We start from the raw sequence: 22693 nt of genomic DNA on the forward strand, positions 1-22693 counted from the left end.
GCCGACGCGACGTGCCCGCTTCGTACCAGCGCCGCGGCCTGGACGTAGTCGGCGTGGTCGGGAATGTGGCTGGCGGTGCGCGTCGGTGCGACTAAATTCTTGGGTCATCCCAACGATTTGGATACGCTGGCGAACGTGGCCGATGGTCCTCCCTACGCTCCCGCCGGTATCCGTGTGCTGCCGAGCTGGCTTCTCGGCCGGGCCGCCGCCTATGGTCATCGGCTCGTCGCGCAGGCGTTGGCTCGCGAGGGGATGCGGATGATGCATCATGCCGTTCTGGCCACGGTCGCCGAACTGGGGCCCGTGTCTCAGGCCGGGCTCGGCAGGACTCTGCGGGTCGACCCCAAGGACATGGCCTCGATCGTGCACGACCTGGATGAGCAAGGCTTGATAGTCCGCATGCCGGACCCGGTGGATCGGCGCAAGAACGCGGTATCGCTCACGGATGCGGGCGCCCGCCTGCTTCGCCGCACCGAGAAGCTGGGCGAGGAAGCCAACGCCGAACTGACCGCCGCGCTCAGCGATGCCGAGCGCGAGCAACTGGTCGCGCTGCTCGCTCGCATCGTCGCGCGCGCGGGCGAGCCGGCGTAACGCCTCAGCGAACGGTTCGCAGGCCGATCGCCGCGAGCAGCGCGCTGAACGCCAGATACAGGGCGAGTTCGATCCATTGGAACGGCCAGAAGCGCCGGTTGGGCTGGTATGTCAGGTCCACGTGGAGGTCGAGCTTACCGAGACATACTGCGATGTCACCGAATGTGCCGGTGGCGCCGGTCTTGGGGGCGTTGGTGAAACACTCGTTGAAGGCCGCGTCGGAGAGTTGCCGGCCGTCGGGCGTCAAGAGGTTGCTGGCGTGCGTGATCCAGGCGTGCGGTATCCGCAGCCCCCCGACGACCGGCCCGCCGGTGATGCTGCCCAGCATTCGGGCCTGGTTGATGGCGTCCGCAGTCATCGGCGCGGTGATCCGTTCGGGGGGCATGTAGTGCGGTCGCAGCAGGTTGGGTACGGCGAACTGCATCGCGATCACGGCCAGGAACGCCAGTGCCATCGTTGGCAGGGTACGGCGTACCAGTAGCCCGGTGACGGCGCCGAGCGTGAAGGCGAAGGCGGCGTAGCCGATCGGCGCGATGCCGCGCGCGCCGAACAGGATCGTGCTGAACCGCTCGTCGGCCACCTCGTCGACCGGGGCCGCCGCCCAGGTCAGCAGTGCGCTGAGCGTGCCGGCGGCGGCCATGCTGGTAAGGCCGAGGACCGTCAGCTTGACCGCCAGCCAGCGACGGCGGGGCACGCTTTGGTTCCACGCCAGTCGCTGGGTGCCGGTCTCCAGTTCCCGGGCGACGAGTGGCGCGCCCCAGAACGCCCCGATGAGCGTGGGCACCAGAGCGAAACCGGCGGCGAGGAACAGCATCGTCTGTTCGTACTGGCTCGGAAGCTGGGATGGGTCGCGCGCGGCCCGGATGTCTTGGCCGAGGTGGACCAGGTAGCCGGCGGCCGGGACGAACAGGATCGCCGCGACGAGCGCCGGGACGCGGAACTGCCGCAGGGTCATCCGGATCATCGTGCCACCGCCGCACTCGTGGTTGCGGCACCCGTTGCGGCGGCCCGTGACATGTAGGCGAGGACCAGTTCCTCCAGCGTGACCGGCTCGATGTTGCGAGCCGTGCCGTCGTGTGCCCCTGCGTGGCCTCGGACCAGGGCCCGGCCGTGCTCCGTCCAGATGACCTCGACCCCGGCGGCCATCCTGGCCGGATCGCCGATGATGCTGTGGTGTGCGGCGAGCAGATCGCGTACCGGGCCGGCGATCTGGATGCGTGAGTCGCAGAGCACGACGAGGTAGTCACAGACCTGCTCGACATCGCTCAACAGGTGCGAGGAGAGCACGGCGCTGGCTCCCAATTCACGCACGAACTCCGCCAGGCCGCGCATGAAGGCCCTGCGCGCCAGAGGATCCAGCGCTGCGGCGGGCTCGTCGAAAATGAGGAGGTCAGGTCGCTTCGCGGCGGCGATGGTCAGTGCGAGCTGCGCGCGCTGGCCACCGGACAGCCGGCCCGCCTTCTGCGCGGGGTCCAGACCCACCTCCGCGATTCGCCGCTCGGCCAGCGCGGAGTCCCAGGACGGGTTCAGCCACGCGCCCATCTTCAGGTGCTCCGCGACGCTGAACGACGCGTACACCGGAGTGTCTTGAGCGACGAAACCGACCCGGGCCAGATGCCTCCCGTTGGCCGCGGGCCGGGACCCGAGAATGGACAAGGTCCCGGAGGTCGGGCCGATCAGTCCGCAGGCCAGTTGCAGAAGTGTCGACTTGCCGGCCCCATTCGGGCCGACGAGCCCGACGACATGCCCGCGCGGGACCACCAGGTCGCAGTCGGTCAATGCCACACGGCGGCCGTACCGTTTGCTCAGCCGCTCGGCGTGCAGTACGAGTTGGGTTTCCATGGGCTCATCCTGCGAACCGTGCGCGGGCCTGGCATCGGTCCAAAGCGGGGGCTGGCGTGCGGACGATCCTACTTTCGGCCGGTTCGCGCGGGACGGTGACGTTCTAGCGTCCTCGACATGGACACGACACACCGCGCGGTCGCCTGGCTGGTTGCCGTGGCGTTCGAGGCCAGTCTGCGCGCGGCCCGGCCGGGCCTCGTAACGTGACCTGGGTGAGCATCGGGGACCGGCTGTTCGGGGCCGCTTCGACGGCGGGCCTCGCCGTGGTCTTTCTCGGCGCGATCGGCATCGAGGCCGTCGGGATCGCCCAGACGTGGGGCATCCGGTATTGGCTCGCGGGTGGTGCGGCCGCCGTCCTGGTCTGTGCGCTGGCGCTCGTACGGCGGCGGCAGCGGGCGTGGACAACGGCCGCCGCTCTCGGGATCGCGGGACTGGCCATCGCGGGGGCGTGGGTGTTCCACCTGCCGGCCGAGCCAGGACCGGCCGTGGCGCTGGCTCTCGCCGTGCTCATCGGGTCGGCCCTGCGCGCGTTGTCTCCGATGCCGGCCGGCGCGCTCGCCGCCGGAGGGCTCGCCGTGGTCGCCGTCGCCTACCTGGCCGCCCGGCCGCACTCGTCGGGCGCGTCGGCGGTCGTGGCGATGAACGTCACGGCCTGGCTCGGCTCCGTCGCGGTCGGGCTGGCGCTGCGACTGCTGGACGACCGAGCCGCGGCCACGGCCGAGAAGGTACGCCAGAACGAGCGGCTGGAGCTGGCCCAGGAACTGCACGACGTGGTGGCCCACCACATCACCGGCATGCTGATCCAGGCGCAGGCCGCCCATCTCGTCGCCCGCAAGAACCCGCGGCAGGTGACCGAGTCGCTGGCCGGGATCGAGACCGCTGGCACCGAGGCGCTGCGCGCGATGCGTCGCTTGGTCGGGCTGCTGCGCGACACCGACGACGCGCCACCCGCCTCGGCCGGGCCGGAACAGCTCGGTGTACTCGTCGAGCGCTTCAACCGGCAGGGCCCGCCGGTGCGCCTGCGGTTACCCGATGAGAGTGCGGCGTGGCCGCCGGAAGTGGCCAGCACCGTGTACCGGATCGTCCGGGAGGCGCTGACGAATGTGGCCCGTCATGCGCCGGATGCCCACAGTGTCACCGTCACCGTCGGGCAGAACCCTTCCGGCCTCACCGTCGAGGTGCTCGACGATGCACCCCGAGGCGGTGCCCGCGTCGCTCAACGCGGCGGGTACGGACTCATCGGCATGCGCGAACGCGTCGAAACCCTCGGCGGTACGCTGCACGCCGGTCCCCGGCCCGATACGGGCTGGTCGGTCCTGGCCACCCTTCCTATCGACAACGGGCGGATGAGATGACGATCCGCGTGCTGCTCGCCGACGACCAGGCGATGATCCGCGGGGGCCTGCGGCTCATCCTCGAAGACCAGCCGGACATGAACGTCATCGCCGAGGCGTCAGACGGTGTCGACGCGATCACGCAGGCCCGCCGGCTACGCCCCGACGTCTGCCTGGTCGACATCCGGATGCCCCGGCTCGACGGCATCGAGGTCACCCGGGCGTTGGCCGGGCCGGGCGTGCCCAACCCGATGCGGGTCATCGTGGTCACCACGTTCGACCTCGACGAATACGTCTACGGTGCCCTGCGCGGCGGCGCGGTGGGCTTCATCCTCAAAGACGCCGGCCCCGCGCTGCTCGTCGAGGCGGTGCGCGCGGCGCACAACGGCGACGCACTCGTCTCCCCGTCAGTCACCGTACGACTGTTGCGCCACCTGACCGCGCCCCTGCGAGAACCTGACAAATCGGTACGTTCACTGTCGGAACGCGAGGTCGAGGTGGTACGGGAGATCGCGCGCGGCCGCACCAACCTGGAGATCGGTGCCCAGCTGTTCATCTCCCTGAGTACGGTCAAGAGTCACGTCTCGGCGATTCAGGCGAAGCTCGGCCTGCGCAACCGTACCGAGATCGCCGTGTGGGCCTGGGAAAACCGGATCGTCGAAACGGACTGAAGCCCCGCCCAGGCGGCGGCCATCGCGCAGCCGGTGGCGAGGGGTGCCGCGGGTGACCGGGGAACTTTCTTGACAGTCTCGGTCCGAGTGCCAGCACCCGGGCCTGCGTCCCGGGTGCCGGCAGGAGCGGAGTCTCAGGACGTGGATGCGAGGGCGGCGCGGCGGAGTTTGCCGATGCCCGTCTTCGGCACCTCGTCCTTCGCGATCGGTACCACCCGCCCGACCGCCACCCGCAGCGCGGCCTGGACGTGCGCGACGATCCGCCACGCCTCCTCGCCGGTCCCGCCGCCGGAGCGCGGGTGGTAGTAGATCACCAGCGCCTCGGTGCCGTCGATCGGTGCCGTGGCCGCGATCGTGTACGTCGGGGTGACGAACGGCAGCTGCTCGACCGCCGCCTCCACCTCGTGGGCGTGGCAGCGCACCCCGCCGACCTCGATGACGTCGTCGACGCGGCCGGTGACGGTGAGCACGCCGCCGGTGATGGACGCCAGGTCGCCGGTGCGGAACCAGCCGTCCGCGGTGAAGCTGCGGGCGTTCTGTGCCGGGTTGGCGTGGTAGCCGGGGGTGATCGGCAGCCCCGCCGCCTGGAGCCGGCCGACGACGCCCTCCGGCACGACGGTGTCCTCGGCGTCCACAACGCGCAGGGACACACCCGGGTGCGGGGTGCCGACCGGGATGAAGCGGGTGGCCTCGTCCAGCCCCGCGGGGAAGACACAGTCGACGACCCCGGCCGACGTCTCCGACATGCCCCAGCCGGGATGCATGGCGGTCTCCGGCAGGCCGTAGGGCCGCAGCAGCGCCAGGAACCGGTTCGCGGTGCGCACCCGGATCGGTTCGCCGCCGTTCATGATGTACCGCAGCCGGCTCAGGTCCCAGTCTCGGCCCGCGATGTCCACGGCCCGGTCGACGACGAGACCGAAGGCGGATTTGGGCGCCCACGTGGTGTCGCAGCGATGCTCGCTGATCGCCGCGAGCCACCGCAGCGGATCCTCCAGGACCCACTCGATCCGGGCGTGGACCTGGTGGCAGCCGAGATACACGTCCCGGACGTGGAACATGACCAGGCCGCCGACGTGGTCCAGCGGCATCCAGTTGAACGTCCGGGTCGCGGCCGACAGGCCGCAGACCGCCGCGTTCTTGTAGAAGGCCCGAGCGAGCGCGATGCGCTGCCGCTGGCCGCCTGAAAGCGTCGCGCCGCGCTCGCCCACGTGCGCGTCGTACCCCTGCCGGCCCTCGGTGTCGCGCAGCGCGGCGATGAAGTCGTCGGCCGCCGCCCGGCGCGCCGCCGCCCGGACCGCTGCCTCGTCCGCAGGTGTCCTCTCGCCGGGATCTGAGATGCCGTGCGCGATGTTGTCGCGCACCGAGCGATGCAGCAGCATCGTCTCCTGGGTCACTACGGCGATCTGCTGGCGCAGGCTCTCCTGGGTGACCGAGGTGATGTCCTGGCCGTCGATCTCGATCGTGCCCGTCTCCGGCTCGTAGAACCGCAGCACGAGGTTGACCAGCGTGGACTTGCCCGCGCCGGAACGCCCGACGAGTCCGACTCGCTCGCCGGGCGCGACCTCGAGCGACACCCCGTCCAGCCCGCCACGTCCGGGCTGCCGTAGTGATGGCTGACCCCGGTGAGCCGGATGCGGCCCCCGCGCACGACGAGTGGGCCGGCACCGGGCCGGTCGGCCACGGCCAGCGGTTGGGCGATCGTGCGCAGCGAGCGCCGCAGCGCACCGACCGCGCCGAACACCGACGACACACCGTCGAGCAGCCATTCGGCCATCGCCGTGATCCGGAAGCTGAGCGCGAGTGCGGCCGCGATCAGGCCGATGGGCGCGGCACCGGAAGGCACGCGCGCCGGACGGCGGCGTGCTCAGATCGCGTTGGTCAAACGGGTCAACGAAGTTCTCGAGCAGGTCGAACAAGCGAGACAAGGATGCGCTCCCAGGAGGACATGAAAGATCGGGTGGGGGTCGGCGAGGTGCCTGCGGTCCTCATCGTTCGATCTCCTGAGTGTCGTCGTTGCCTGGGCGTGGGGAGCGTATCGAAGTCCGCTGATCGCGGCATCCGATTTCGGCGGTATCGCCTGATGGCTGGTTCAGGCGGGCCGGGGCAGGATCGCGCGGACCCGGCCGTCGGCGAGGACCGCGAACCAGTTGCTGTCGATACGGGCGAGTGCGGCGTCGACCGGTTCACCGATGCCGGCCGTCGGCAGGGCGGCGGCGATCAGGGGCGCGATCGAGTCGCCTTTCAGCGAGTCGCGCCACAGCGCGCCGACGACGTCGCCGAAAGCCCGGGACGGTGAGGTCGAGGAGCGGTCGAGGACGACGAGCGCCACCCCGGCGCCGGTACGGTCGAACACCTCCTGTGCCTGGGCCACGGTTGCCGTGGCCGGCACGGCGGCCGGCTCCGGCGCGTCGGCCGCGAGGTCGCCGAGCACCGGCCGGGTCCGGTCGCCGTCGAGGAACCCGTTGCGCAGCAGCCAGTCGTCGTCGAAGTACTTGGAAAGATAGTTGCGGCCGGAGTCGGGTGCGACCACCACGACCAGGTCGTCGGGGCCGAGGCCGCGGGCCACCCGCAGCGCGGCGGCCACGGCGGCGCCGCCCGATCCGCCGACCAGCAGGCCTTCCCGGCGGGCCAGCGCGCGGGTCATCGCGATCGCCTCGCGGTCGTCGATCCGCTCGATCGAGTCGAGCACGTCGGTGTGGTAGGACTGCGGCCAGACGTCCTCGGCCGTTTCGGGGTGCAGGTAGTGGCCGATGCTCTCGACGTAGTAGGGGCTGCCGTCGCCGCCGCCGTAGGTCGAGTACTCGGGGTCGGCGCCGATCACCCGCACCCTGCCGCCGCTGACGCGCTTGAGGTGGGCGCCGGTGCCGGAGACGGTGCCGCCGGTGCCGATGCCGGCCACGTAGTGGGTGACCCGGCCGCCGGTCTGCGCCCAGATCTCCGGGCCGGTGGTGTCCACATGCGCCTGCGGGTTGGCCGGGTTGTCGTACTGATTGGCGAACCATCCGCCGGGCGTCTCCTCGGCGATGCGTCGCGCGACCTGGCTGACGTGCCTGGGGTCCTCCCGCGGCAGGGCGCCCTGGGTGACGATCACCTCGGCGCCGTACGCGCGCAGCACGGCGAGCTTGTCGGTGCTGGTCTTGTCGGGCACCACGACGATCGCCCGGTAACCGCGCTGCGCGGCGGCGATCGCGAGCCCGATGCCGGTGTTGCCCGACGTGCCCTCCACGACGACGCCGCCCGGCCTCAGCAGCCCGTCACGCTCGGCCGCCGCGACCATGTGCCGGGCCGCGCGGTCCTTGACGCTGCCGCCCGGGTTGAGGAACTCCGCCTTGAGGTACACCGGCGTGCTGATGTCCTCGGTGACCCGGGTGAGCCGGATCAGCGGCGTGTGGCCGACCGCGTCGAGGACCGACTCGTAGACGTGTTCCATCGCGATGGTGACCTCCCAGGCAGGTTTTCCTATCAAGCATATAGGTAATGTGGGATGCGTCCAGCCCTGGCTGTGTGAAGATACCGGTACATGGCTAAATATATATTTAACAGATAGGAATAGTTGCCCTTTGCGATGGCGCGCGCTACGGTCCAGATGCTCCGGGCCGCCATGCGGTCCGTCCAGCCACACAAGCGGTCCAGCGCGGCATAGAAGGTGGTCCACCATGACGGATAGCCCTGTGCAGGAACCTCAGGAACACGGGCCGGAGGAGCCGGATCCCACTCCCGCTCCGGCCGGTGACGCTCTCGTCGAGGCCAACGTCGACCTCGACGCACCGCAGGGCGTCTCCCGCCGGCGCCTGCTCACGGCAGCCGGCGTCGGCGCCGGTGTATTGATCGCTGGCGGCCTCGCCGGTTGGGCATTCGTGCGCAGCCGTGACAAGGAAGCCAGCTCGGCCAACGGGCTGACGGTGACCAAGTCGTGGGCCGACCGCGAGCTCACCCTCACCACGCCCAGTGGCGTCTGCGACGCACCGCTGGTCATCGCCTACGAGAAGGGCTTCTTCAAGGAGGCGGGCCTCAACGTCGTACTGAAGAAGACCGGCACCGACGAGGACGTCACCGCGGCCGTCGGTTCGGGCAAGTACGTCGCCTCCAACGGCATCTTCTTCAACTACCTCGGCCCGATCTACAACGGGACCCCCGTCAAGCTCAGCGGTGGTCTGCACCACGGCTGCCTGGACCTCTACGTCCGCAACGACGGCTCGGTGCCCACGGTCGCCTCGCTCAAGGGCAAAAAGATCGGCGTGAGCAACCTGCAGGGCTCGGCGACCAACTTCTTCTCCCTCGACCTGCTCGACGCCGGCATCAACTCCAGCCCGGCCGCCAAGCAGGTCGAGTGGGTCGTCATCGAGCAGGCCCTGCTGCCCCAGGCGCTGAAGGACGGCAAGGTGGACGCCATCGCGACAGGCGGCGGCTTCCTGCCGATCATCCTGGGCGTCCAGGAGGGCTGGGCGAAGGAGATCTCGAACAACCGGGACATCAGCGCCAACGCCAACCAGCCCTGCTGCGCGGTCGCGATCAACAACGAGTTCGTGAGCGAGGATCCGGTCACCGCCGGCAAGCTTGTGACCGCCTGGGCCAAGGGCTCCCGGTGGGTGGGCGCCAACCTCGAGGAGACCGCCGAGATCGAGTCGAGCAAGCACTACGTCGCGGGCAAGCCCGACGAGATCCTGCAGGTGCTCAAGACGCTCACGTTCGACCCGTCGCCGAAGAACCTCCGCGAGTCCCTGCAGCCGGGCATCGCGAAGTACGTCAAGACGGGCTTCCTGCCGGCCGGGGTGGATGTCCAGGCGTTGGCCGACAAGGCGTTCGTCGACCTCGGCCTGAACTTCTGAGACGACCGTGGCCGCTGACACCATCACTGCCGCCCCGGCCTCGCTCAAGGCCGAGGCGACCGTCCAGGGTGCGGTCCGTATTCATGCCGCCCTGGAGAAGGTCGCCAACCCGGCGCGGGTCAACCCGATCCTCATCGGCGCGGGCATCCTTGCCTGGATCGTCTTCTCCGTCGTCGCAACAGCGGTGCCCAACAGCGACAAACTGCCGATGCGCGACACCCAGTCGATCCGGGCGACCACGACCTTCACCGTCATCGCCGGCCTCGTCGTGGCCGCGGTGTGGGTGGCGATCTGGGCCCTGACCGCTGTGCGCGGGCGCACGGGCGCCTGGGCCGTCGACCGGGTGTCGCACGGCGCCGCCTGGCTGTTCGGCTCAGGCATATGGGTGCTGTTCTGGGAGATCTCGACGGCCAAGACGGTCGTGCTCGCGCCGCCCTACTTCGCCGCTCCCCAGCAGATCGTCGACCGGCTGTGGGACGACCGGGTGATCCTGTCCGAGAGCCTCGGCAACTCGCTGCTGCTGCTCGCCTCCGGCTTCGTCGTCGGGCTGGTCGCAGGCCTGCTCACCGGTGTGGTGATCGGGTGGTTCCAGGCGGCCAACTACTGGGTGCACCCGGTCCTGGTGTTCCTCGGTCCGGTGCCGTCGCTGGCCTGGGTGCCGATCATCTTCGTGCTCTTCCCGACGGCGTACTCCGGTGCGGTGTTCCTGATCGCGCTCGGCGTGTGGTTCCCGATCACGGTGCTGACCCGGGCCGGGATCCTCAGCGTCCCGCGCTCGTACTTCGACGTCGCGCAGACGCTGGGGGCGCGCAGCTGGTTCCTGGTGCTGCGGGTCAGTCTGCCGGCGGCGCTGCCGAGCATCTTCACCGGCGCCTTCATGGCTCTCGGCGTGTCGTTCGTGAGCCTCACGGTCGCGGAGAACTTCGGCGTCAACTCCGGCCTCGGCTGGTACCTCAACTGGAAGAAGGGCTGGGGCGACTTCCCCGCGGTCTACGCCGGCATCGTCGTGCTCGTGGTCGTCTGCGGGATTCTGCTCACCCTGCTGTTCCGCGCCCGCAACTGGGTGCTGCGCTGGGAGAAGGAGCTGACCCGATGGTGAGTGCGGGCACTGGTTCCGCGATCGACATCGTCCACGTGACCCAGGCCTTCCGCAGCGGCGGCCGGGACCTGCCGGTGCTCGACGACGTCTCGCTCGCGGTCGAGCCGGGCGAGTTCGTCGCCCTGATCGGTCCGAGCGGGAGCGGCAAGTCCACCCTCATCCGGCTGCTGGCCGGGCTTGACAAGCCGCTGTTCGGCGCCGTGAACGTCGGTGGTCGCCGGGTCAGCGGCCCCGATCCGAGCCGGGCACTGGTCTTCCAGGATCCGACGCTGCTGCCGTGGCGCACCGTGCGCGGCAACGTGTCGATCGGCCCGCAGGCGCGCGGCCTGTCCACCCGGGAGTCCCGGAACCGGGTCGACGAGTCGCTCGGACTCGTCGGCCTCACCGAGTTCGCCGACGCCTGGCCGTCCCAGCTGTCCGGCGGCATGGCGCAACGCGCCGCGCTCGCCCGTGCTCTGGTCAATGACCCGTCGGTGCTGTTGCTGGACGAGCCACTGGGCAAGCTGGACGCGCTCACCCGCCGGGCGCTGCAGAACGAGCTGCAGCGGCTGTGGCGAAGCCGCGGATTCACCGCCGTGCTCATCACCCACGACGTGAGTGAGGCGCTGATCCTCGCCGACCGGGTGGTCGTCTTCTCGCCGCGCCCGGCCCGGGTCCGGGAGGTGATCGAGGTCGGCCTCGACCGTCCACGGGACCAGTCCGACGGCGCGTTCGTCGCGCTCCGGCAACGGATCCTCGGACTGCTGGACGAAGAGGCGACGACACCGCCCGACGAGCTCAAGCCCGCCCGCTGACCGTCTACAAAGGAACGATCGATGTACAGGTTCGCCGTTGTCGTGTCCGCCGTCCTCGTCCTGACGCTCGGGCTCGCCTCGCCGGCCGGTGCCCACGTCACGGTCTCCGCCTCGTCGGCGCAGCCCGGCTCCTGGGCGACCCTGACATTCAAGGTGCCGACCGAGTCCGACACGGCCAGCACGACGGGCCTCACGGTGCAGCTGCCCACGGACACCCCGTTCACGTCGGTGCTGACCCAGGCCGTTGCCGGGTGGACGGTCAAGACGTACCGGTCGACGCTGCCGAAGCCGCTGACCGACGACGACGGCGACACCATCACATCGGCGATCACGAAGGTGGAGTGGACCGCCACCGGCGACGGCATCGGCCCCGGCCAGTTCGGGACCTTCGCGCTCGCCGTGGGCCCCTTGCCGGGCAGCGGCACCGTGTACCTGCCGGCGATCCAGCACTACTCCGACGGCACGGACGTCGACTGGGTACAGCAGGCCCAGGGCGACGCGAAGCCCGAACATCCGGCCCCCAGCATCGTCGTCGGCGCGCAGCCGCCCACCACCGTGGGCCCGTCCGCCGGAGGGGACGGGTGGGGCATCGGGCTGGGCGTCACCGGGATCGTCCTCGCGCTGCTCGCCGGGGCGGCGGCAGGCGCGGCCCTCACCCGAGGCCGCCGGTGACACGTGCCGCGGCGGTGCTCGCGGTCCTGGCGACGCCACTGGTCGCCGTGCTCCTGTGGGCCACCCCGGCCCAGGCCCACGCGTATGTGGTGTCCACCGACCCCGCCAACGGCTCGCAACTGCAGACGGCACCGTCCGCTGTGCGGGTCACGTTCGACGAGCCGGTGACACTGCCGTCAGCGGCCGATGCCGCGAGTGCGATCGACGAGGACGGCAGGCGCGTCGACACCGGGCAGGCCCGGCTGGAGCCCGGCCGCCGAACCCTCGTCATCGGCCTCCGCGGCGGCCTCCCACACGGCGTGTACATCGTCAGCTGGTCGGTGGTCTCCGCGGACACACACCCGATCGGCGGCTCGATCGAGTTCGGCTACGGCGTGCCCGCGACCGCGGTCTCCACCCCGGCGGCCGGCAGCGCGCCGAGCACCGGGTGGGAGCTCGCGGTGGCCGCCGCCAAGGCCCTGGTGTACCTCGGACTGATCGCAGCCCTGGGGCTCGTCCCCGCGGCCCTGGTCCTGGGTGCCGACGAGCACGAACGGCGGATCCTGTGGCGATCGGCCCGCATCGGCGCGGCCGTGGTCGCGGCCGGTTCCGTGGCGCAAGCCGTGGTGCAGTACCTGTGGCAGGCCTCCGCCACGCGCGGCGGAGCCAGCTGGACGGGTCTCGGCACGTTCGCCGAAGCCTCGTACGCCGCGGCGGTCTGGGCCAGGCTCGCCCTGCTGGGCGCCGCGGTCCTGGTGCTGCCGCCTTGGCGCCGGCCCGCGCACCGGCGGATCCGCTGGACGGTCGCGGGCCTGCTCGCACTCGCCACGCTCGGCAGCGTGGTGCGCAACGGCCACGGCGGCAGCGGGGCGTGGTGGCAGTTCGCGTCCACGCTGCTGCACGTCACCGCGATGACCGCCTGGCTGGGCGGACTGGCCGCCCTCGGCTGGCTCCTGCTGCGCCGGCGCATCACCGGTGAGCGGCTACGGCGCCTACCGCTGTGGTCGGTGTACGCCGCCGTGTCGGTGGCCGTTCTGCTGACCTCCGGCCTGCTGCAATCGGTCGTCGAGGTCCGCTTTCCCGGTGCCCTGACCACCACGACGTACGGGTTCGTGCTGGCGGCGAAGGTGCTCCTCGTGGTCGTGGCGGTGGCGTTGGGCTTCACCGGCTACCGCTGGATTCGCCGGCAGATCGCCCTGGCCGGCTCCTCGGACACCGACGCCCGGCCCGCTCCCGGGCAGACGGCCCGGCTGCGCGGACGGGTTCGCCTTGAGGCCGCTGCCGGCGCCGCCGTCGTGGTCGTGTCCGGCGTACTCTCCTCGATCACACCGGCCGAGGCGGCGTACGCCCCCCAACTTCAGCTGCGTACCGCGATCGGCCCGTACGCTGTGAGCATCGCTGTCGCGCCGTTGCGGCGAGGCCCGGAGAGCTTCCGGATCACCGTCGCCGGCCACACCGACGCGACGCCGCCGGCCGAGTCGCTGCAGCTCGTGCTGAGCCAGCCCGACGGGCCGGTGCGGGCGCTCGAGGTCCGCTTCCCGTATCGGATCCCGGGCGCGATCCAGCCCGGCGCACCCACCCCGATGACCTTCTCCAGCACCACCGTCAACGTGCCCTCCGCCGGCACCTGGACCGCCACGTTGACGGTCGTGGCCGGACGCACGCGACAGTACACGGACGCCTTCGATTTCCGGGTGTACTGAAACGGCCGCACCGCGCCTCGAGGTCGCGATTCAGGTTGGCTGCTGTCGTCGTTGCCGGAGCGGGCGGAAGAAGGCGCGGATGTCGTCCACGAGCAGGGCGGGCTGTTCCATGGCCGGGAAGTGGCCGCCCCGGTCGAACTCGCGCCAGTGGACGATGTGGTTGTCCCGTTCGGCCAGCCGCCGCACGGGTAGCGCGGCGTCGCGGGGGAAGACGGCGACCCCGGTCGGTGTGCTCGACCGCCGGTTGGCCGGGGGTGTCGCGGGGTGGTAGGTCTCGTAGTACAGGTTGGCCGAGGAGCCGGCGGTGCCGGTGAACCAGTACAGCGTCACGTTGGTCAGCAGCTGGTCGCGATCGACGGCGTCGTCGGGCGACTGCCTCGAGTCGGTCCACTCCTTGAACTTCTCGACGATCCAGGCGAGTTGGCCGACCGGGGAGTCGGTCAGTCCATACGCCAGGGTCTGCGGCCGGGTGCCCTGGATCTTCGCGTAGCCGGACAGCTCCAGCTCTGCCCGGGAGAACTGCTCCAGCCGGGCCCGATCCGCATCGTCCAGTGCCGCGGCCTCGCCGGGATCACCCGACGGCAGGGTCAGCACGGTGTTGAGGTGTACCCCGACCAGCCGGTCGCTGTCGATGATTCCCAGCTCGCGGGTGATGGCGTGCCCCCAGTCGCCGCCCTGCCCGCCGTAGCGGTGATAGCCCAGCCGCCGCATCAGCTCGGCCCAGGCTCGGGCGATACGCGGCACGTCCCACCCTGACTCGCGGACGGGTCCGGACAACCCGAAGCCGGGGATGGACGGCGCCACGACGTGGAAGGCGTCGGCCGGATCACCGCCGTGCCGGCGGGGACCGGTGAGCGGGCCGATGACGTCGAGGAATTCGACCACCGAGCCCGGCCACCCGTGGGTGATGATCAGCGGCAACGCGTCCGGTTCGGCCGAACGTGCGTGCAGGAAGTGCACGTTGACCGCGTCGATGGTGGTGGTGAACTGCGGGATCTGGTTGAGCCGGATCTCCTGCGCCCGCCAGTCGTAGCCGGTGCGCCAGTATTCGGCCAACTCCTTCAGGTATTCGACCGGCACGCCGCGGCTCCAGCCGGTGCCCGGCAGCTGTTGTGGCCAGCGGGTCCGCGCCAGCCGGTCCCGCAGGTCCGCCAGGTCAGCCTCAGGCACCGCCAGCCGGAACGGACGCAGGGTCGTATCGTCACTCATCGGGGTCCGCCTGCTCTTCCAGCCAGCGAAGGTGGGTCTCCCACGCGGACTGTTTGCTGGTGCCCAGTGCGGAGCCGACCTGCGACCACGAGGCGCCGGTGGCGCGGGCCGTGCGCACCGTGAGCTGCCGCCCGTAACCCGCCTTGCGGATCAGCACCTCGCCCAACGCGAGCAGTTCCAACGCCTCGTCCCGGGTCAGCGGCACCGCCTGCGGATCCGGGTCCTCCGCCCCTGGCGGCGCCAGCGCGTCGCGGCGGCGCAGCTCATCGAACCGCGTCGCCGCGGTCAGCAGTGTGAACCGACGCTCCACCTCGTCCGGTGTGACCATGCGTCCAGCATGTCGTCAGGCCACCCTGACGTCAAGTTGGCCTGACGGATTGCGGCTCACCGCCGCGAACGACGGTGTCGCCTCCCGCTGATCATGCCGTCCGGGCCTCCGGGACCCGCACCACGCTGAACTTGGTACGCCGGCGAAGCTTGAAGCCGATGGACTCGTACAGCCGGATGGCGTTGGTGTTGGTCGCCGCGGCGTGCAGGAACGGTGTCTCGCCGCGGCGGTGGATGCCGGCGGCGACCGCCCGGACGAGCCGGGTGGCGAGCCCCTGCCCGCGGTACGCGGGATCGGTGCAGACCGCGCTGATCTCGGTCCAGCCGGGCGGGTGCAGCCGTTCGCCGGCCATCGCGATGAGCGCACCGTCCCGGCGGATGCCCAGATATGTGCCGAGCTCGATGGTGCGCGGCCGGAACGGACCGGGTTTGGTCCGCTCGATGAGGGCGAGGATCTCCGGCACGTCGGCGGCGGTGAGCGGCACCGCCTCGGGGTCGTCGGCGAACTCGACGGCGACGTCGACCAGTTGGACGCCGCCGTCGCTGGTGACGACGTCCCAGTCGTCCGGCGGGGTCAGGCTGGTGCCGGTCAGGGCAAACGTCGCGCCCGGGCCGACTAGTCCGGCGAGGTCGTCCCACACCCGCTCGTCGGCCTGGCCCGAGATGGTGACGAACGGTGCGACGTCAGGGTGGTAGCGGGCGGCCTGCCCCCGGATCTCGGCGAAGGGCCGGTGGTGTGGCCCGGTGAGGGCGGCCCAGACGGCGCTGTCGAGGATCTCGCTCGTTGTGTTGTCGAGCGACGGGTCGGGCGGGTTGACCTCGGACGTCGGGGAGGACACCTGGCTCACCGGTGCCCGCCGTGGTGCAGGGTGCCGTACCGGCCGGCGTGGTAGACCAGCGGCGGCGCGAGTTCGTTGTCGGTGTGCTGTCCGGCAACCGGTGCGGCCAGCACGATGGTGTGGTCGCCGGCCGCGATCCGGTCGGTGACCCGGCAGATCAGGCGGGCCGGCACGCCGTGCAGCAGCGGCACGCCGTCCGGGCCGGGCTCCCACGGCACGCCTGCGGCGAAGCGGTCGATGCCGCTGGTGGCGAACGTCCGGGCGACGTGCTCGTGCTCGCGGCCCAGGACGTGGACGGCGACCGTGCGGGCGTGCTCGACGGTGCGCCACGCCGACGCGGTGCGGGACAGGCTGAACGACACCAGCGGCGGGTCGAGCGAGACCGACGTAAACGACGTGGCGGTGAAGCCGGCCGGGGGAGCGCCCGCCGCGGTGATCACGACGGCGGACGCGGCGTGGTGGCGCAGCAGCCGCCGGAACAGGTCGGCGTCCACGGTGGATGTCTCGGGTCGGACGGGGGCGATGGTCATCACGAACCTCCGGGCGTGATGTACGGACAGCACGTACCGCTCGGCCGGCGTGATGCCGCACCGGAATGGTCTGCTGTTGGTTCGACGGGGGAGTGCGCCTGCCCGGACGTGCGGGAACGAAGGCGGTGAGCGCAGGTCAGGCCGGACAGAGGGTCGGCCGAACGCGGCCGACGTCGATGTGGCCGCGGATCGCAGACCGTAACGCTGGTGCCATGGCGCAAGTGCAGCAGCACTCGTCGACGGTGTCAACGCTCGATGGCCCGTCCTGTCACCCTTGTCACGACCGTGAGGTAAACCGTGGACGAATCCATACTGGATCCATAGGATAGCTGGGTTTGCGAGGCGGTCGACGCCTACTCGACTGTGTTCGGCCGGAGCCCCTCGATGACGATGTCGAGGCCTTCCGGGATAATCCCCGTATTGTCGAACGGGGAGTATCCCCTGTATGGAGGGATGAGATGTCTCCCACGGGTCCAGCCGAGACGGTGCGGGCGATCAATGAGGCATGGGCAGCCGGCGACTTCGAGACGGCCGTAGGCCACATCGCCCCCCACTCGCTCGACCAAGGCCAGGAAGTGAGCCGTGAGGACTGGCTGGCCAAGTGGCGTGGCATCGTCGCGGGCGTGCCTGACTTCGCCATGACCTCGCTGCACAGCATTGAGAGTGGCGAGTGGGTGGCGCACCGGTACCGGTTCACCGGAACCCACACCGGAGATTTCTTCGGCCAGCCACCGACCGGCAAGACCTTCGAAGTCTCCGGGATGGAAATGGTCCGGGTCGTCGACGGGCTGCTGGTGGAGCACTGGGTCTACGCCGAACCCTTCATTTGAACCACACCATCCGCTCGAGGTCCGAGATGGGGCACTGTGCAGCGCCGGTGCCTCAATGCGCGATCGCCAGCGCGAACGGGATCGGTCCCAGGGCGGCGATCAGTGGCCGGACCATGAGCACGAAGGACTCCGGCCACCAGGCGTTCGCGACGCCACCGAGGTCGATGATCCGCTGCGGCGCCCAGCCCAGGTCGGTGAGCAGCCCGGCCACCGCGATTTTGGCATCCGTGTCGTCGCCGCACAGAAAGGTCGACGGCGGCACGGCCAAGCTGGCCGGGGCGACCATCAGCGGCGCCGGCCCCACCGTGTTCAGCGCCTTGACCACGCGGGTGTCGGGCAGCACGTGTTGGATCTCCTGGGCGAGGTTCCGATAGAGCAGACCAGACGCGAAGCCGTCCGGGCCCTGCTCCACGGCGTTGGCGACGTCAACGAGCACCTTGCCCGCCAAAGGCAGCCGCAACCTTTCGAGTACCTCCACCGACACCGCACCCGGCAGTGCGTTGACGGCGATCTCCGCCGAGGCCGCTGCGGACTCCAGACGATCGCGGGTACCGACGATGACGTCGTGGCCCGCGGCGGACAGGGCTGAGGCCAGCGCACGGGCCACGTTGCCGGCGCCGAGCATTCCGATCACACTCATGACCCGACGCTAAGCTGGCGGCTGTCCCGGCGGCAGTACGCACTTTGAAGTGCCTGGAGGATCCGATGGCAATCAGCAGCGCACATGAACGCCGAGCCGGCGCGCGTTCGACGTACCTGATGTCGATGGCCGCATGCCCGACGCATCGCGTCCTGGACCGGATGGGTGAGCGCTGGGTCAGCCTGATCCTCAAAGAGCTCGCGCACGGGCCGCGCCGGCACGGCGAGCTGGCGCGTGCGGTCGCAGGCGCCAGCCAGAAGATGCTCACGCAAACGCTGCGCGGCTTGCAACGCGACGGCTTGGTGGCCCGGTCGGCGACCGCCTCAGTGCCGTCGGGCGTCGAGTACAGGCTCACGCCGCTGGGCGAGAGCCTGCTTCCGGTGATGGCAGTGGTAACCCAGTGGGCCCAGCGCCACATCGGCGACATCGACGCCGCGCGTACGGCCTACGACTCCGCCATGTAGGGCTGACGGAAGCGGGCTCACGCCGCCCGCGTTCACTTCCGCGCGACGGGCGCGGCGTTGCGCAGCGAGTTGACGAACTGCGGGTGGGCCGCGGCCCAGCCGCCGAGCGTGTCGTCGCGGATCGCCTGCCACAGATCGTCCATGCCGGGGTCGCCGATCACGTACGAGGTCTCGCCGATCATCTCCGGGTGCGACGGCGTCTTGAGCCCGACCAGCGAGTCGGCCGTGATGCCACGCAACGCGAAGACGAAGTCGGCCACGGACGTGCCGTTGGTGTCCACGGTCAGCGACTTGCCGACCGCCTGCAGGACCCGGTCGAGCTTGACCGGGTCGGACAGGGTGCCGGCCGAGGTGCTCTGCTTGAGCACGGCCATCAGGAACTGCTGCTGGTGGCGCTGCCGGTCGTAGTCGCCGTTGGGCAGCAGCTCCCGCTGCCGGACGAAGTCGAGGGCCTGCCACGGGGCCAGGTGCTGGCAGCCCGGGTAGTACACCTGCGGAGTGACGCCGGGCACCGGGATCGGCTCGGCTTCAGTCTCCGTGTACGGGGTGGCGAGCTTGCCGTTCTTGTCGTGGCCGACGTGGATCGAGACGGTCTTCTCGTCCACGCACATGTCGACCCCGCCGAGGACCTCAACGGCCTTGGTGAAGCCGTCGAAGCGGGCCTCGATCGCACCGTCGAACCGCACGCCGATCAGGTCCGCGACGCTCTGCGCCATGAGCGGCATGCCGCCGAAGTTGAGCGCCGCGTCGATCTTCTCCGTGCTGCCCCCGAACTGCGTCGGCGGGTACGGCTTGATCATGTAGTACAGGTCGCGGGGCACCGAGACCAGGAATGCGCGGTCCATGCTGCGCGGCACGTGTACGACCAGGATCGAGTCGGCGCGCTCGCCGTTGCTCGGGTCCCAAGCGCGGTAGTTGGACCCGATGAGCAGGAAGTTCAGCGGGCCGGCGACGTCCTGGCGCGGCCCGGAGCGGGCGTCCCCGAGCAGGTCGGCGTGGTTCACCGCGCGGTCGAACCGGCCGGCGAGCACCGCGGCCGTGGCCACCGCGCCGCCGGCCAGGAGCACGGCGGTGAGCACGCACACCAGCAGCACCCGGTGCAGGCGGATCCGCCGGCGGCGCGCCGACCCGATGTAGACGCCAGGAACGGCCGGGCGGTCGTCCGGCCCGGTCGTGCGGCGGTCGTCCAACCCCGGGCCGCGTACGCGGCCCACCGCTGGTGCTGCCGCTCGCTCGCTCCGCGAGCCGGCCTTCACACGCCGTGCACGATTGCTCGCCCGTCCCATCTCACCCGCCCGTACGCGCCGACGCCCGCCGCGCACGCCGCACGCGGCCTCGGCACGGTCCCTCAACGTACTGTGGCACCTCTGCCGCCGCGTCATACGTCGCCGCGGCGCACCTCACCTGGGCGTTCCCCCGGTGCCCGCGCTCGGTCTGATCCTCCCGCGTTGCGCCGGCCCGGTGCGCAATATCCTATTGCATAGATAGGAATAATCGCTTAATCTCCGCGGCATAGCCTCTGCTGCAACACCGTCAACATCGGGTGATACCCGATGTTGACGCCGTTCGCGGTGATCCGGACGGCACGCCTGAAAGGCCCGTCCGTCTGTGTCGACTCCTTCGGAGGGAGCATCCCTGTGTCCGTCAGTCAGATCGGTGGACCGCCACCGGCGACCGTTCTCCGGGCGGCCGTCAGCCTGCGCCGGCTGCGCGAGCACCTGGACCTCGCGTGAGCGCGGCGATCGGTACCGAACTGCAGCTGCGCAGCCGCACCGGCGACCGCCTCGCGGCGACGTTCACACCCGCAACTGGCGACAGCGCCGTCGTCCTGCTGCACGGGTTCCTGTCCGACCGGCGCGCCGGCGGACGCTTCGACCGACTGGCCGAGGAGTACTCGAACCTCGGGCACGCCGTGCTGCGTTTCGACTTCAGCGGCTTCGGAGACTCCGACGGTGCAGTCGTGGACGGCGAACGGCTGCTCGACGACGCGCGCGCGGCGCTCGATCACCTCGACTCGCTCGGCTACAGGCGGCAGATCCTGCACGGCCAGAGTCTGGGCTCGGCCGTGGCGCTGCGGATCGCACCGCAGCGACCGCGGGTCGTCACGCTCGTGCTGACCGGCGCCCTCACCGGGGCCGGGGACGGTGAGCGGCCCTACCCGTTCCTGGACGAGGACCAACTCGCCGCCTGGCACCGCGACGAAGACGTCCACCTGCCGATCGAGGGATCGGCGGTGCGCTCCCACGTCACCGTCAACCGACGCCGTCCCCGGCTCGGCGCCACCGGCACGCAGGAGGAGCTGCTCACCTCCGTGCGCGTCCCGGTGCTCGTCGTGCACGGTGACACCGGAGCGCACGAGCAGCGGCTCGCAGCGATCACAGCCCGGGGCGCGCACCTGCTCCCCGAAGGGTCGCGCGTCGCGGTGATCCCCGGCGCGACCCACACCTTCTACGAGAGCCAGGACGATCTGGCCGGCATCGTGACCGGCTGGGTTCGCGAACATGTCCCGCCTCGTCCCGCCCAGCTCCTCAGCGCACCCCAGCAAAGCGAGGAATCTCGATGACCGCTGCCGTCAACGACCACAACATCTCCGAGCTGACCGCCTTCTCGCGCCAGCTCACGGCCCCGCAGGGCTTCGGCGACGCCAGTTTGATCGCCGCCGCGCCGGGTGCGATCCGCCTGCTGGGCGGGATACCCGCTCCCGAGGCCCTGCCCGTCGAGGACATCGGACGGGCCACGGCCGAGCTGTGGCAGGACCGGGACGCGGCGGTGGCGAGCCTGCAGTACTCGCAGACGCACGGGTTCGTCGCGCTGCGAAACTGGATCGCCCAGCGCGAGGGCGTCGATCCGCGACGGATCGTGATGACCAACGGCGGCATGCACGGCCTGTCGCTGGCCGTGCTGACGGTCGTCGAGCGCGGTGCCGCCGTAGCCGTGGAGGACCCGGTATTTCCGCTGTTCCTGCGCGCGCTGGAGGTCTCAACGACCCAGACCCTGCCGGTTCCGGTCCTCGCCGACGGCTTCGACGTGGACTACCTCGCCGGGCGGCTCGCCGCGGGTGAACGGATCGCCGCCGCCTACATCGTGCCCGACTTCCACAACCCAACCCAGGTCACGCTGTCGGCCGATAAACGGCAGGCACTGATCGGCCTCGCCGAGCGCTACGGGTTCTACGTGATCGTCGACAACCCGTATCGTGAACTGCGCTTCGCCGGGGAGGAGCAGGGCGTCGCCGTGTTCAACCAGTCGGACCGGGCGATCCACGTCAACACCTTCACCAAGACCCTCGGCCCCGGCTGGCGCCTCGGCTGGCTGGTGCTGCCCGACCACCTCGTCGATCCGGTGATCCGGCTGCGCAACCGCGGCGACTCGCACAGTCCGACGGTGACCCAGACGATCGTCGAGCGGCTGGTCACCGGCGACGGCCAGTGGTTCGACCGGGTTCTGGCCCACGCGAACGCCCTGTACCGGGAACGGGCCGGTGTCCTGATCGACGCGCTCCACGAGCAGCTGCCCGGCGCGTTTGAGACCCAGGCACCGGAGGGCGGGCTGTTCCTCTGGCCACGGCTCACCGACGACAACATCGACCCGGATGCGCTCTACCAGCGGGCGCTCGCCAAGGGCGTGGCCTACCAGCAGGGCGCGTTCTTCGCCGCGAGCCCGCAGCGCGAGTCGGCCCGCTATCTGCGCTTCGCCTTCGGTGATCGCACGCCGGACGAACTGCGGGAGGCCGTCCACCGCCTGGCCCTGGCGTTCTGAACCATGAGCACCATCACCGGCATCCGCATCCGCCCGGTCGCCCCGTCCGAGTACGAGGCGGCCGCGGCGCTGGGCGAGGCCGCATACAGCCACGACTATCAGATCTCGGAGGATTACCGGGCCAACATCCGCGACGTCGCGGCCAGAGCCGCCGAGCACGAGGTGTGGGTCGCGGTCGACGCCGTCGATGCCCTGCTCGGCACAGTCGCCACGCCGCGCCCGGGCCGCCACATCGGCGAGCTCGCCCGCGCCGGCGAGCTCGACTTCCGGCTGCTCGCCGTGGCGCCGCAGGCCCGGCGCCACGGCGTCGGGCGACTGCTCGTCGTGCACGTCATCGAGCTGGCCAGACAGCGCGGTGCGGTACGAGTCGTGATGAACAGCGGCCCGGAGATGACGGCAGCACACCGGCTCTACGCCGAACTGGGGTTCCGCCGCCTCCCCGACCGCGAGACCCGGCTGGTCGCCGGCCGTCGGCTCTACGCCTTCGGCCTGGACATCCAGCCTTGACGTTGGGCGCCCCGCCCTCGACATCACCGTGCTCTCGGTACTGGCCGGGACGGGGGCCTTGTCATGTGATCGGT

24 protein-coding genes are annotated in these 22693 nt (G+C 70.7%); 14 read left to right on the forward strand and 10 right to left on the reverse strand.

Going from position 1 to position 22693, the window contains the following annotated elements:
• The first annotated feature begins 75 nt into the window (after positions 1-75).
• Positions 76-591 (forward strand): MarR family winged helix-turn-helix transcriptional regulator, encoded by a 516-nt coding sequence (locus tag AB0367_RS22925; RefSeq protein WP_366228418.1) that lies wholly within the window; start codon positions 76-78, stop codon positions 589-591.
• A gap of 4 nt (positions 592-595) precedes the next feature.
• On the opposite strand, the gene AB0367_RS22930 is transcribed toward AB0367_RS22925, so the two are convergent.
• Both AB0367_RS22930 and AB0367_RS22935 read right to left on the reverse strand, forming a co-directional pair.
• Positions 596-1546, reverse strand: coding sequence for a transmembrane transport protein (locus tag AB0367_RS22930; RefSeq protein ID WP_366228419.1), 951 nt, complete (start codon positions 1544-1546; stop codon positions 596-598).
• Between the two features lie 5 nt (positions 1547-1551).
• The gene (locus tag AB0367_RS22935; RefSeq protein WP_366228420.1) at positions 1552-2433 is read right to left on the reverse strand and encodes an ABC transporter ATP-binding protein; all 882 of its coding nucleotides are present in this window, start codon (positions 2431-2433) and stop codon (positions 1552-1554) included.
• 212 nt (positions 2434-2645) lie between these two features.
• On the opposite strand from AB0367_RS22935, the gene AB0367_RS22940 reads away from it, so the two are divergent.
• On the forward strand, positions 2646-3788 hold the full coding sequence (locus tag AB0367_RS22940) for a histidine kinase (protein WP_366228421.1): 1143 nt from the start codon (positions 2646-2648) through the stop codon (positions 3786-3788).
• Positions 3785-4438, forward strand: coding sequence for a response regulator transcription factor (locus AB0367_RS22945; protein ID WP_366228422.1), 654 nt, complete (start codon positions 3785-3787; stop codon positions 4436-4438). The genes AB0367_RS22940 and AB0367_RS22945 overlap by 4 nt, the downstream gene beginning before the upstream one ends.
• Before the next feature lie 134 nt (positions 4439-4572).
• On the opposite strand, the gene AB0367_RS22950 is transcribed toward AB0367_RS22945, so the two are convergent.
• On the reverse strand, positions 4573-6012 hold the full coding sequence (locus AB0367_RS22950) for an ATP-binding cassette domain-containing protein (RefSeq protein WP_366228423.1): 1440 nt from the start codon (positions 6010-6012) through the stop codon (positions 4573-4575).
• A gap of 126 nt (positions 6013-6138) precedes the next feature.
• Between AB0367_RS22950 and AB0367_RS22955 the strand changes: the two genes are divergently transcribed.
• Complete coding sequence (locus AB0367_RS22955) at positions 6139-6387, forward strand: hypothetical protein (protein ID WP_366228424.1); 249 nt, start codon at positions 6139-6141, stop codon at positions 6385-6387.
• Between the two features lie 140 nt (positions 6388-6527).
• Here AB0367_RS22955 and AB0367_RS22960 read toward each other — a convergent pair whose 3' ends face one another.
• A complete protein-coding gene (locus AB0367_RS22960; RefSeq protein ID WP_366228425.1) occupies positions 6528-7868 on the reverse strand; it encodes a pyridoxal-phosphate dependent enzyme in 1341 nt (446 codons plus the stop codon).
• A gap of 226 nt (positions 7869-8094) precedes the next feature.
• On the opposite strand from AB0367_RS22960, the gene AB0367_RS22965 reads away from it, so the two are divergent.
• The 5 genes from AB0367_RS22965 to AB0367_RS22985 are packed head-to-tail and all read left to right on the forward strand — an operon-like array spanning position 8095 to position 13514.
• Positions 8095-9267 carry an ABC transporter substrate-binding protein gene (locus AB0367_RS22965; protein ID WP_366228426.1) on the forward strand — a complete coding sequence of 391 codons (1173 nt, stop codon included), beginning with the start codon at positions 8095-8097 and terminating at the stop codon, positions 9265-9267.
• A gap of 7 nt (positions 9268-9274) precedes the next feature.
• On the forward strand, positions 9275-10366 hold the full coding sequence (locus AB0367_RS22970; protein ID WP_366228427.1) for an ABC transporter permease subunit: 1092 nt from the start codon (positions 9275-9277) through the stop codon (positions 10364-10366).
• Positions 10363-11160, forward strand: coding sequence for an ABC transporter ATP-binding protein (locus tag AB0367_RS22975; RefSeq protein WP_366228428.1), 798 nt, complete (start codon positions 10363-10365; stop codon positions 11158-11160). Before AB0367_RS22970 ends, AB0367_RS22975 begins: the two co-directional genes overlap by 4 nt.
• Positions 11161-11181: 21 nt before the next feature.
• Positions 11182-11832, forward strand: coding sequence for a YcnI family protein (locus tag AB0367_RS22980; protein WP_366228429.1), 651 nt, complete (start codon positions 11182-11184; stop codon positions 11830-11832).
• Positions 11829-13514, forward strand: coding sequence for a copper resistance protein CopC (locus tag AB0367_RS22985; protein ID WP_366228430.1), 1686 nt, complete (start codon positions 11829-11831; stop codon positions 13512-13514). Before AB0367_RS22980 ends, AB0367_RS22985 begins: the two co-directional genes overlap by 4 nt.
• A 30-nt stretch (positions 13515-13544) precedes the next feature.
• Here AB0367_RS22985 and AB0367_RS22990 read toward each other — a convergent pair whose 3' ends face one another.
• From AB0367_RS22990 to AB0367_RS23005, 4 genes are all read right to left on the reverse strand, one after another.
• Positions 13545-14705 (reverse strand): epoxide hydrolase family protein, encoded by a 1161-nt coding sequence (locus AB0367_RS22990; protein WP_366228517.1) that lies wholly within the window; start codon positions 14703-14705, stop codon positions 13545-13547.
• 10 nt (positions 14706-14715) lie between these two features.
• Complete coding sequence (locus tag AB0367_RS22995; RefSeq protein WP_366228431.1) at positions 14716-15051, reverse strand: hypothetical protein; 336 nt, start codon at positions 15049-15051, stop codon at positions 14716-14718.
• Positions 15052-15142: 91 nt separating this feature from the next.
• Complete coding sequence (locus AB0367_RS23000; protein WP_366228432.1) at positions 15143-15898, reverse strand: GNAT family N-acetyltransferase; 756 nt, start codon at positions 15896-15898, stop codon at positions 15143-15145.
• A complete protein-coding gene (locus AB0367_RS23005) occupies positions 15895-16419 on the reverse strand; it encodes a flavin reductase family protein (RefSeq protein WP_366228433.1) in 525 nt (174 codons plus the stop codon). The genes AB0367_RS23000 and AB0367_RS23005 overlap by 4 nt, the downstream gene beginning before the upstream one ends.
• A 458-nt stretch (positions 16420-16877) precedes the next feature.
• On the opposite strand from AB0367_RS23005, the gene AB0367_RS23010 reads away from it, so the two are divergent.
• Positions 16878-17249 carry an ester cyclase gene (locus AB0367_RS23010; protein ID WP_366228434.1) on the forward strand — a complete coding sequence of 124 codons (372 nt, stop codon included), beginning with the start codon at positions 16878-16880 and terminating at the stop codon, positions 17247-17249.
• 52 nt (positions 17250-17301) lie between these two features.
• Here AB0367_RS23010 and AB0367_RS23015 read toward each other — a convergent pair whose 3' ends face one another.
• On the reverse strand, positions 17302-17889 hold the full coding sequence (locus tag AB0367_RS23015) for an NAD(P)-binding domain-containing protein (protein ID WP_366228435.1): 588 nt from the start codon (positions 17887-17889) through the stop codon (positions 17302-17304).
• Positions 17890-17954: 65 nt separating this feature from the next.
• Between AB0367_RS23015 and AB0367_RS23020 the strand changes: the two genes are divergently transcribed.
• On the forward strand, positions 17955-18353 hold the full coding sequence (locus AB0367_RS23020; RefSeq protein ID WP_366228436.1) for a helix-turn-helix domain-containing protein: 399 nt from the start codon (positions 17955-17957) through the stop codon (positions 18351-18353).
• Positions 18354-18385: 32 nt separating this feature from the next.
• Here AB0367_RS23020 and AB0367_RS23025 read toward each other — a convergent pair whose 3' ends face one another.
• Positions 18386-19543: an LCP family protein gene (locus AB0367_RS23025; protein WP_366228437.1), complete on the reverse strand. Its 1158-nt coding sequence runs from the start codon at positions 19541-19543 to the stop codon at positions 18386-18388.
• Between the two features lie 539 nt (positions 19544-20082).
• On the opposite strand from AB0367_RS23025, the gene AB0367_RS23030 reads away from it, so the two are divergent.
• The 3 genes from AB0367_RS23030 to AB0367_RS23040 are packed head-to-tail and all read left to right on the forward strand — an operon-like array spanning position 20083 to position 22619.
• Positions 20083-20916 (forward strand): alpha/beta fold hydrolase, encoded by an 834-nt coding sequence (locus AB0367_RS23030; protein ID WP_366228438.1) that lies wholly within the window; start codon positions 20083-20085, stop codon positions 20914-20916.
• Positions 20913-22112, forward strand: a complete 1200-nt coding sequence (locus tag AB0367_RS23035; RefSeq protein WP_366228439.1) for a PLP-dependent aminotransferase family protein — start codon at positions 20913-20915, stop codon at positions 22110-22112. The genes AB0367_RS23030 and AB0367_RS23035 overlap by 4 nt, the downstream gene beginning before the upstream one ends.
• 3 nt (positions 22113-22115) lie before the next feature.
• Entirely contained in the window at positions 22116-22619 is a 504-nt protein-coding gene (locus AB0367_RS23040; protein ID WP_366228440.1) for a GNAT family N-acetyltransferase, read from the forward strand.
• The last annotated feature ends 74 nt before the right edge of the window (positions 22620-22693 follow it).

It is taken from the genome of Dactylosporangium sp. NPDC051484 (assembly GCF_040689395.1).
Classification (GTDB): Bacteria; Actinomycetota; Actinomycetes; order Mycobacteriales; family Micromonosporaceae; genus Dactylosporangium.

What these genes read in the sequence shown, in the direction of transcription:
- AB0367_RS22930 (WP_366228419.1), bottom strand. Translation starts at nt 1,546, where the DNA reads ATGACCCTGCGGCAGTTCCGCGTCCCGGCGCTCGTCGCGGCGATCCTG.
- AB0367_RS22935 (WP_366228420.1), bottom strand. Translation starts at nt 2,433, where the DNA reads ATGGAAACCCAACTCGTACTGCACGCCGAGCGGCTGAGCAAACGGTAC.
- AB0367_RS22945 (WP_366228422.1), top strand. Translation starts at nt 3,785, where the DNA reads ATGACGATCCGCGTGCTGCTCGCCGACGACCAGGCGATGATCCGCGGG.
- AB0367_RS22960 (WP_366228425.1), bottom strand. Translation starts at nt 7,868, where the DNA reads ATGGAACACGTCTACGAGTCGGTCCTCGACGCGGTCGGCCACACGCCG.
- AB0367_RS22965 (WP_366228426.1), top strand. Translation starts at nt 8,095, where the DNA reads ATGACGGATAGCCCTGTGCAGGAACCTCAGGAACACGGGCCGGAGGAG.
- AB0367_RS22980 (WP_366228429.1), top strand. Translation starts at nt 11,182, where the DNA reads ATGTACAGGTTCGCCGTTGTCGTGTCCGCCGTCCTCGTCCTGACGCTC.
- AB0367_RS22995 (WP_366228431.1), bottom strand. Translation starts at nt 15,051, where the DNA reads ATGGTCACACCGGACGAGGTGGAGCGTCGGTTCACACTGCTGACCGCG.
- AB0367_RS23005 (WP_366228433.1), bottom strand. Translation starts at nt 16,419, where the DNA reads ATGACCATCGCCCCCGTCCGACCCGAGACATCCACCGTGGACGCCGAC.
- AB0367_RS23010 (WP_366228434.1), top strand. Translation starts at nt 16,878, where the DNA reads ATGTCTCCCACGGGTCCAGCCGAGACGGTGCGGGCGATCAATGAGGCA.
- AB0367_RS23015 (WP_366228435.1), bottom strand. Translation starts at nt 17,889, where the DNA reads ATGAGTGTGATCGGAATGCTCGGCGCCGGCAACGTGGCCCGTGCGCTG.
- AB0367_RS23020 (WP_366228436.1), top strand. Translation starts at nt 17,955, where the DNA reads ATGGCAATCAGCAGCGCACATGAACGCCGAGCCGGCGCGCGTTCGACG.
- AB0367_RS23035 (WP_366228439.1), top strand. Translation starts at nt 20,913, where the DNA reads ATGACCGCTGCCGTCAACGACCACAACATCTCCGAGCTGACCGCCTTC.
- AB0367_RS23040 (WP_366228440.1), top strand. Translation starts at nt 22,116, where the DNA reads ATGAGCACCATCACCGGCATCCGCATCCGCCCGGTCGCCCCGTCCGAG.